The organism is Candidatus Hydrogenedentota bacterium (genome assembly GCA_035416745.1).
Taxonomy (GTDB): domain Bacteria; phylum Hydrogenedentota; class Hydrogenedentia; order Hydrogenedentales; family SLHB01; genus UBA2224.
In genome coordinates, this window is sequence record DAOLNV010000025.1 from 43,998 (window position 1) to 53,880 (window position 9,883).

7 protein-coding genes are annotated in these 9,883 nt (G+C 62.5%); 3 read left to right on the forward strand and 4 right to left on the reverse strand.

Annotated features, from left to right (window positions below):
• Positions 1-5 precede the first annotated feature (5 nt).
• Positions 6-803, forward strand: a complete 798-nt coding sequence (locus PLJ71_10075) for a sugar phosphate isomerase/epimerase family protein (protein HQM49027.1) — start codon at positions 6-8, stop codon at positions 801-803.
• Between the two features lie 134 nt (positions 804-937).
• Positions 938-3,184 (forward strand): hypothetical protein, encoded by a 2,247-nt coding sequence (locus PLJ71_10080; protein HQM49028.1) that lies wholly within the window; start codon positions 938-940, stop codon positions 3,182-3,184.
• Between the two features lie 64 nt (positions 3,185-3,248).
• Here the strand turns inward: PLJ71_10080 and PLJ71_10085 are convergent, their stop codons facing one another.
• Positions 3,249-4,556 (reverse strand): hypothetical protein, encoded by a 1,308-nt coding sequence (locus PLJ71_10085; protein ID HQM49029.1) that lies wholly within the window; start codon positions 4,554-4,556, stop codon positions 3,249-3,251.
• A gap of 309 nt (positions 4,557-4,865) precedes the next feature.
• Here PLJ71_10085 and PLJ71_10090 point away from each other — a divergent pair, with 309 nt between their 5' ends.
• Positions 4,866-7,121, forward strand: coding sequence for a glycoside hydrolase family 2 TIM barrel-domain containing protein (locus PLJ71_10090; GenBank protein ID HQM49030.1), 2,256 nt, complete (start codon positions 4,866-4,868; stop codon positions 7,119-7,121).
• A 155-nt stretch (positions 7,122-7,276) separates the two neighbouring features.
• Here PLJ71_10090 and PLJ71_10095 read toward each other — a convergent pair whose 3' ends face one another.
• The 3 genes from PLJ71_10095 to PLJ71_10105 all read right to left on the reverse strand — a co-directional run.
• The gene (locus PLJ71_10095; protein ID HQM49031.1) at positions 7,277-8,419 is read right to left on the reverse strand and encodes a Gfo/Idh/MocA family oxidoreductase; all 1,143 of its coding nucleotides are present in this window, start codon (positions 8,417-8,419) and stop codon (positions 7,277-7,279) included.
• Between the two features lie 7 nt (positions 8,420-8,426).
• Positions 8,427-9,551, reverse strand: a complete 1,125-nt coding sequence (gene carA / locus PLJ71_10100) for a glutamine-hydrolyzing carbamoyl-phosphate synthase small subunit (protein HQM49032.1) — start codon at positions 9,549-9,551, stop codon at positions 8,427-8,429.
• A gap of 24 nt (positions 9,552-9,575) precedes the next feature.
• Positions 9,576-9,883, reverse strand: a 308-nt coding sequence (locus tag PLJ71_10105; protein ID HQM49033.1) for an amidohydrolase family protein, incomplete at its 5' end; no start/stop codon positions are given.

Genomic DNA, 9,883 nt, shown 5'->3' on the forward strand with positions numbered 1-9,883 from the left:
ACTGCATGAAAATCGGAATTATCACTGCATCGCTGCCTATGGACACCAAGACGGGACTGCGGAAAGCCAGGGAGCTGGGCGCCCACGGAGTGCAGCTCTGGATAGTCGACAACGACCTCGATCCCCGCAATCTCACGCAGAGCGGGCGCGAGGAACTCGTCGATTACATGGCCTCGCTCAACCTCGAACGGTCGGCCCTGTGTGGCGATATCGGCGGATTCACCGACCTCTCGAAGGTCGATGAACGCATTGCCCGCACCAAACAGATGTTCGACCTCTGCGTCGACCTCAAGACACCCATCCTGACCACCCACATCGGCGTCGTCCCCGCCGACCCGCTCAGCCGCGAATATGACGCTCTGCTCGGGGCCGTACGCGAAATCGCTGAATACGCCGCGAACCGCGATTGCTGTTTCGCCACCGAGACGGGGCCCGAACCCGCCGAGACCCTGGCGGCCTTTCTCGAGCGCGTCAACAGCGGCGGCGCCAAGGCCAATTACGATCCCGCAAACCTGGTCATGAGCGGATTCAACCATCTCGAGGGGCTGTACGCCTTGGGCACGTACGTCGTCCACACCCACGCCAAAGACGGTATCGCGCATTCCATTGCCGAAAAAAAGGAGGTCATGGAGGTCCCCCTCGGAAAAGGCGATGTGGACTTTCCCCGCTACCTGCACATTTTGCGCGAAGAATTGGGGTACACCGGCTACCTGACCATTGAACGCGAATGCGGCGACGACCCCATCGCCGACATCGCCGAGGCCATCGCATTCCTGAAACGCCAGCCCGGCGTCGAGCGTTAGGGCCGGCACGCGGTCCTCCAGGCGAGACGAAAGGCCTGAACAAGGGCTCTCTTACACCTGAATTGCACCGTGTACCACGCCCTGTCACAATGCCCAAGACCGCAAAAAGTGACAGATTCGAGGTGGCGGCAATCATGAAATGGCTCTCAATACTGTGTGCGAGTATTCTTGCAATGCCCAGCGCATCGGGGGACGACACGGGAATGAACGTGCACTGCTCGGCTACCCGCGGCACTGTGCTTCTCGACGGCGCGGAATGGGCAACCTTCACTCTCCCCGAGCTCGGCGGCGGCCTCCTTCCCGCCGTCGAACAGACCGGCGACGGCGGCTGGCAACGCATCCGCCTCTCCTGGGACCTGCCGAAAAGCATCGCCCAGGACGAAGCCGCCGTGCGCTTCGCACTGGCCTTTGAGCCCGATTTCTGGTGGGCGCCCCACCTTTCTCCCAACGACGGCGACTGCATTGCCCAACATGTGTTTCGTTCGCCCGCGCTCATCGCTGTGCGCGAGCATGACGTGTTCGTTGTCGTGCCCGATCTCGATTTGTGCGGCCAGAACCCCAGCGCGCCCTGGTTTCTCGACTTCGATGCTCCCGCCAACACCCTGTGGCTTGGCATGGGCAAGACGAAGATTACCGAGCACGTCCATTACGTCAAAGCGCCCGGCATGAACCTCGGCCCCGGCAAAGTCCAACTCGGTTTCTACGTCACTGCCTACCGTGACGAGAACGAGCCAGTCAACCCCTGGGGACGCGTCGCGCCCATGCTGTGGGACCGCTGGGCCAAGCCTCTATACCGCCGGGGCGAACCTGCCCGCACCCCCCTCGACGCTTATGTTAAACACACCTACCGCTGGGCCCTCGGTGCCTGGCGCGGCGCTGTCTGGCAGGAATTCGAACTCGACGGCGCGCGGGTCGGCGCGCCCGCCTTCATCGTCAACGTCACGCAATCGCCCAACTACCCCGGAGAACCTTCCCTGCGCGAATTCCTCTCGATCTGGAACCAGGCGTGGTTTTCGTCGCTGCGCAGCGCCTCGGGGCTCATGCGCTACGCCCAGCGCACCGATGACGCCGACCTGCGCGACGCCGCTCGAATGACCAAGGAGTTTGCCCTCAAAGCCCCCATCCGAAACGGCTTCTTCCCCGCGGTTTACCGCACCGAAATGGAGGAGAGCGAGGTGGGCGGAGAAAAGGTCGCGCGCTCCCGCGGATGGAATACCGGCTACTGGACGAATTCGAACCGTGTCCCCTGGGAACGCGGCGTCAAAGACACCTGGTACCACGTCCTCGACGCGAGCTGGACCTGCCTCCTCATGCTCCGCTGGCACGAGGACATCGAATCCGACGTGCGTCTCGCCGGCTACGCCCGGCAGTACGCCGCAAGACTGCTTACACTCCAGGACGAACGCGGTTTCTTCCCCGCATGGCTCGAGCCCGAAACACTCGAACCCGCCGAAGTGCTCAGAGATTCTCCCGAGACCTCGATGAGCGCCACGTTCCTCCTCAAACTCGCCGAGGTCACCGGCGACAACGCCTACCGCGCCCCGGCGCTCAAAGCCCTCGACGCCGTCCTTGAACACGTTGCCCCCGCAGGCCGCTGGGAAGATTACGAGACCTACTGGTCCTGTTGCGGATGGGGCAAAAAGGAATTCCTGGGGAAACGCATCCCCCGCAACGCCATGTACAAGCAGAACACCCTTTCGATGTTCTGGACCGCCGAGGCGTGCCTCGAAGCCTACCGCGCGACAAAGAACCCGCGTTACCTCGCCTGGGGCCGCCGAACGCTCGACGAGCTCTCCATGTTCCAGCAGATCTGGCAGCCGCCGTACATCTACGTGCCCGCGCTCGGCGGGTTCGGCGTCATGAATTTCGACGGCGAGTGGAACGACTCCCGCCAGACCCTGTTCGCCGAATTGTTCATGGAATACTACAAAGAATCCGGCGAACCATACCTCTTCGAACGCGGGGTCGCCGCGCTCAAAGCGGGATTCGTCATGATGTACTGCCCCGAGAATCCCACGGTGAAAACCCTGTGGGAGAAAGTCTGGCCGTTCTTCGGTCCCGAGGATTACGGCTTCACCATGGAAAACTACGGTCACGGCGGCGCAACCAGCCCCGGCGGCGAAGGCATGGGCAACTTTACCATCTACGACTGGGGCAACGGCGCCGCGTCCGAGGCCCGTAACCGCATCCGCGACCATTTCGGCGACGTCTACATCGACCGGCCCCGCCTCCTGGGGTTCGGCATCGACAGCATCGACGTCAAACCGTACGAAGGCGGCTGGCTCCTGGTCGACCTGGCGGGCGTCCCCCGCGATGTCCGCATCGTTTATGAAGACGGAACCGCCCAAACCATCCGTCTCGACGGAAAACACGAGCTGTAACCGGAGCAGAACACTTCGAACCCCTAAGGCTTATACGTCTCATGAAGTGGAATAGGGGCCGCCTCTACTTCTGACTTCCTCCCTGCCCTGTGTTTTCCTGCGCCGCGCCCGCGCCGAAGTCGCGCCCATCGCCGCAACCCGCTTCGTAGTCCCGGCTCGTGGCATACACGTGGACGGATTTCGGCAGCATGCGCGCAATCAATTCCCCGCGCGCCACGACCGCTGCTTCCTCCGTATACAGACGGCAGAGCGTTGTTCCGTTCAGCGCGCCGAGCCCGTCCACAACGACGGCCGTGTGCCGCACATCGTCCTCGTTTACCAGGACGAGCAGCCAGTCGTCTCCCACGCACCGCGCGAAATAGGCCACCCGCGGCGTCTTGTCAGGATTCTGGTCCTCGAGCACGCTCAACCGCGTTCCCGGCGCATCGGGCGCGGTCAAGAATGGCTGCAACGCCGCCAGTTCGCGCGTCAGCGCGTAGAGCGATTCGCGGCACGCATCGGACTTCAGATAGGTCGAGCCCCAATACAAGATGCCGTCCGCACCGTGGGCAATCGCGTCGTAGGCCATGAACCGCGATTCCTCGAACGTGGGATAGGCTTCGCCTTTCGCATCGTAATACTCGCCCAACTCGTGCCACGAGAATGCCTGCAACACCATGTACACGGGCATGCCGCGTCCGATCTGGTTCCACCGCTCCGTCGCCGCCGCGATCTCCGCGATGTTGCGCCGGTCCTCGTGCACAGGATAATAGTCGCAGCCCGTGACATCCGTGAAATCCAGGTATTGGCGCACGTAATACACGTCGCTGTTTTTCGCCTCGTTGATCCACACCGGACGCTTCGCCGCGTCGAGTTCGCGAATCATGGCCACGGCCGCGCGCATTTTCGGAACGATTTTCGCCGCCTGTTCGGCCGCGTACGCCTTTGCCTCCGGCGCCTGGTCCCACCACGCGTCACGCGTCTTGTAAACGCCCATCGTGCGGAACAGCCCGCTGAACGCCGTGAAGTTCCACACTACTTCGTCCGGGCCTTCCCATACCGCAAGAGCCGGATGCTCCGCCAACTCCGCCACCTTCGCGCGCAAGTCCTCCGTCGCCCCCTGCTCTAAAGGCAGTGGCGCCACTCCCTGCAGACCCAGCGCGTGCAGCCGGTCGAGCTCCGCTCGGCTACTGCACCGCACCAGGTTTACCCCCGCATCCGCCATGGCCTTCAGCCCCTCGTCGCTCTCCGGCAACTCGTAAAAACCCAGCGGGAACGCCTTTTGGCCATCCTTGACCAGGAACCCGTCGTGTTGCGCCGCATCGGCCCAGCACGCGGAAAGCGTAACCGCTGCCGCAAGGGACACCCATCTCATTTTTCGCCGCCCGCGCATTGCGCTTCCTCCTCCCATAGGGGATCGACCCAGGGTCTTGTCAAGCAAAACCGCGTGGTTTCCGCAACTCCCTCGCAAGCATCTTGCGAGTTCGGTTCTTCAGACGCCTCGTCTTGCACCAGAACCTCGTCTTTCAGCCTATCATCTGCCGAGACCCCGCGCCAACACCGTATGCCTCGCATGGCGGCCGTTGGCCCCTCTCCCGCCGCTCGTGTTCGCGGTCTGTGTCGCGGTCTGGCCCCACCCTTCAGTTTTTGGTATCGTAACGGCAATCCACCCTGTTCGGGACCAAGCTGGGGAGAATGCATCATGAACGCGACCCGCACCGTCTGCGCAACACTAATCCTCGGAATTACCCTGGGAGGCATTGCCATGGCCCAATGGAAACCCGTCGAAGGCCAGCTTATGACGCGCTGGGCCAAAGACGTCTCGCCCGACAACGTCTGGCCCGAGTACCCTCGCCCGCAAATGACCCGGGAACGCTGGCAAAACCTTAACGGACTCTGGGATTACGCGATCACCCCAAGCACAGCCGAAACCGCCCCGGCCGTATGGGAAGGCCGAATCCTCGTGCCTTTCGCTATCGAGTCCGCCTTATCCGGCGTCAAGAAAGCCGTCCAGCCCAACCAGACCCTATGGTACCGCCGCGCCTTCACCGTGCCTGAAAACCTGGCCGAGCAGCGTCTTCTCCTCCATTTCAACGCGGTCGATTGGGAATGCACCGTCTTTGTGAACGGGACGTTCTGCGGGCGGCACCAGGGCGGTTACGACCGCTTCTATTTGGACATCACCAGTGCTCTCAAGCCCGCCGGCGACCAGGAACTCATCGTGGCCGTGTGGGACCCCTCCGACAAGGGTTACCAGCCTCACGGCAAGCAGATCCTCGAACCCCAGGGCATCTGGTACACCGCCGTCACGGGCATCTGGCAGACCGTTTGGCTTGAACCCGTACCCCGCGCGCATATCAAAGACCTGTCCATGACCCCCGACATCGATAAGGGCGTACTGCGACTCACCGTCGCCACGGATGGCGCCACGCCCGGCGATGAGGTCGTAGCCGTAGCGTTCGATGGCGGCACGAAAGTCGTCGGCGCGGTAGGAACACCCGGGGCGCCCTTCGAAATCCCTATCGAAAACGCCAAGCTGTGGTCCCCCGACTCGCCGTTCCTCTATGACCTCACCGTATCCCTCATGCGCGGCGACAACACCCTCGACGAGGTCAACAGTTACTTCGGCATGCGCAAGATCGCCGTCGCGAAAGACGAGAACGGCGTCAACCGGCTCTTCCTCAACAACAACGTGCTCTTCCAACTCGGCCCACTCGATCAGGGCTGGTGGCCTGACGGCCTGTACACCGCCCCGACCGACGAAGCCCTCCGGTACGATGTCGAGACCACCCGTGCCATGGGATTCAATATGGCGCGTAAACACGTCAAGATCGAACCTCCGCGCTGGTATTACCACTGCGACCAGCTCGGCCTCCTCGTATGGCAGGACATGCCCAGCGGCGACGCCTACATCGGCCACGAAGACCCCGATATCGAGCGCGTGCCCCAGTCCGCGCACAACTACTACCGCGAACTGGGCGAACTCGTCCGGGATTTCGGAAACCATCCTTGTATCGTCATGTGGGTGCCGTTTAACGAAGGCTGGGGACAGTTCCAGACCAGCGAGATTACCGCATGGTTGAAAGAAATCGACCCCAGCCGGCTCGTCAACCAGACCAGTGGCTGGGCCGATCGGGGCGGCAGCGACGTTCATGACAAACACAGCTACCCCGGACCCGACATGTTCCCCATCGAAGAAAGCCGCGCGTCCGTCCTGGGTGAATTCGGCGGTCTCGGATGGCCGATCCAAGGTCATCTGTGGTGGGACAAACGCAACTGGGGCTATCGCAACTATCAGGACAGGGAGGCACTGGCCCGCCACTACGAACAGCTTATCCGCAAGCTGCGATACCTCATCCATGACGGCCTCGCCGCGGCCGTGTACACCCAGACCACCGATGTCGAGGGTGAGGTCAACGGCCTCATGACCTACGACCGTGAAATCGTCAAGCTCGGCGTCGACTGGCTCAAGAACGTTAACAGCGCCGCCTACCTGCCCCCGCCCGAATTGTCCGTACTCGCGCCCACCTCAGAGAAAGAGGGGCTGCTCTGGCGCTACACCACCGACGACCCCGGCAATGGTTGGGAACAACCCGGCTACGACGCCTCGAAATGGAAAGAGGGCCCCGGCGTTCTGGGCAAGAAAGACACCCCCGGCGCAAGAGTGCGCACGCCCTGGGAAACGCCCAGCATATGGGCGCGCCGCGAGTTCACCATCGAAACGCTTCCCGACGGGGACTACTACCTCGACATCCTTCACGATGAAGACGCCGAGGTCTACATCAACGGCGTGCTCGCGGCCAAGGCCGAAGGGTATAACGGCGCCTACGAGCAGTGCCTCATTCCCGATGCCGCGCGCGCCGCACTGAAACCCGGAGCAAACCTGTTCGCCGTGCACTGCACCCAGACCGAAGGCGGACAAAGCATCGACGTCGGGCTCGTCGTCGAAAAACCATGACATAACCCGAAAGAAAACCAGGGCGTGCCCCGCTGCAAATGGACCTCAAGCCGGCGCTGGGGCCAGAGACTGCCCTGCTGAGAATCGCCGCTCCCGCCGGCCGCTTGCTCCGCGCCGTCCTGCGCCCGCGTCCATTCCGGTTCCGGAGGTCTTCTTCAGGGTGCGTCCAACTCGACCCAGGCCGAGGTTCGGGCGGAACGCCTGGCGGCGCCAATGAGTTTCTGAATGTAGATGCCCTGTTCGAGGCCGGGTTCGGCGGGCTTGTTTTCGGCGACGGCATAGAGGAAATTGGCGAGACACGCCATGTGGGAGCGCATCCACCCGATGCTCGCTTTGGGACTGGGGAATTTCCCGCCGGGTGCGGGGTATCGCTGGCCGGTGTCGATGCGGGTCCAGCCGCGTCGTCCGCCGACGGGTTCGCCGGGCGCGGTGGCGTCGTAGACCTCGAGATGGTGCGGCGCCATGAGGTTGAACCGCATGGCCCCTTTCGAGCCGTGGAGTTCGAAGCGCAGTTCGTCTTCGACGCCTGTGGCAATCTTGGTCGCTTCGACCGTGCCCAGCGCGCCGGACCTGGTCCGCACGAGCATCATCACGTTGTCTTCCGCGTCGACCTTCACCCGTTTCTTGGGCTCTTCAGCGGACGGACGGTCCGCATACGCGATCTGCGTCGCCGCCATGAGCGACGCGAAGTCCCCCACGAGCGGATGAAGTAGATCGAGGACGTGCGACGCGAGGTCCGCGAGCACGCCTCCGCCCGCTTCGGCCGAAAGCTTCCATCGGAGGGGCGCGTCGGGACTGGCGCTGCCCGCGTGAAGGTAGCTGGCGCGGAACTGCAGCAGATTTCCCAGGAACCCTTCCTCGACGAGCTGCCGCGCGCGAAGGGTGGCGGGGAAAAAGCGGTTCTGGAACGTCATCTGGGCAATGCCCGCATAGCTCTTGAGCGCAGCCTCGATGGGGGGAATCTCGTCCAGCCCGGCCACCAGGGGCTTGTCGCAATAGATGTGCTTATCATGCGCCATGGCCGAGAGGAGTTGGTCCTTGTGCAGATGGTTCGGCGTGCAGATATGAACGATGTCCACGTCGGGGTTTTCAGTGATCTCGCGGTAGTCGGTGGTGGCCACGCGGGCGCCGATTTGCGCGCGGCCGCGTTCGGCGGTCTCGATGCGGCTTGTGCAGATGTGGGTGATGCGCGTCGTGCAAGGCGGCGGCTCGTAAAACAGGGGGATGTTCAGGTGGCCGTAGGCATGGACCTTCCCGATGAAGCCGAAACCCAGGATGCCAACGTTATAAGTCTTCATGGTCTGCTCATTCCTGACGGCGCGGCTGTCTTGTTTTCCATTCGCGCATTGCGCCGACGAATTTCTCGAAAAGGTAGCGGCTGTCGTGCGGGCCCGGCGAAGCTTCAGGGTGGTACTGTACACTGAAGATCGGCATTTCCCTGTGTTCCATGCCCTCGACGGAGTTGTCGTTGAGGTTCGTGTGGGTGATGCGCACCTTGCTCTTGTTCAGCGAATCCGCGTCGACGGCAAAGCCGTGGTTTTGCGCGCTGATCTCGACCGCGCCCGTGTCGTGGTTCATGACCGGTTGGTTGCCGCCCCGGTGGCCGAATTTGAGTTTATAGGTCGTGCCGCCGAACGCATGGCCCAGGATCTGGTGTCCGAGGCAAATGCCGAAGATGGGCTTCTTGCCGAACAGCCCCCGAACGGTCGGATAGATGTACGGCAACGCGGCCGGGTCGCCGGGTCCGTTCGAGAGGAAGATGCCGTCGGGATTGTGGTTCAGTGCATCCCCGGCTGACGCCGTCGCGGGCAATACGATGACCTTGCACCCCGCCGCATCGAGCAGGCGCAGAATGTTGTATTTGATCCCGTAATCAAACGCGACGACGGTGAACTCGGCGTCTCTCTTGTCCGGGTTCCAGACATACGGCTCTTTCACCGACACGGCCTTGACATAATCGCTCCCCTCCATGTCCGGAGAGTCTATTGCCTTCTGGATGAGGCTGGCGTGGTCGAAATCCACCGTGCTGACGACGCACTTCTTCGCGCCCTCGGTGCGGAGCATCTTCGTGATCTTGCGCGTGTCGACGCCGTCGATGGCGACGATGTTGTGCTCGTTGAGGTACTCGGGCAGGCTCTGGCGCGCGCGGAAATTGCTGGGCGCCATGCAGCACTCGCGCATCACGAGTCCCTCGACGAACGGCGCGCGCGATTCCACGTCCTCCGGGTTCACGCCGTAATTCCCGATGAGGGGACAGGTCATCGTGACGACCTGACCCGCGTACGAGGGATCGGTCAGGATCTCCTGGTATCCGGTCATGCTGGTATTGAACACCAACTCGCCGCGGGTCTCGCCCTCCGCGCCGACGGCGTTGCCCTCGAACACCAGTCCGTTTTCAGTTGCAAGGATGGCTCTTCGTGTCGTGTTCATGGATTCTTGTATCGTTTCGTGCGGTCAGGGCGCGCGATAGACGAACCGCCCGTCACACAATGTGGCTTTGACCAAACCGCGCAGCCTGCGTCCTGCGAACGGCGTATTTCGGCTTCTCGACAAAAACGCCGCTGGATCCACCGTGTATTCCGCTTTCGGATCGAAGATGGCGATGTCCGCGGGCTTGCCTTCTTCGAGCTTGCCCGCGGGAAGCTCCAGAATCCGCGCGGGGGCACTGGTCATCATTTCGACAGCCCGCTCGAGCGTGAGGATACCAGGTTCAACCAGCTCCGTGATGACAAGTCCCAACGAGGTTTCGAGCCCCACGATGC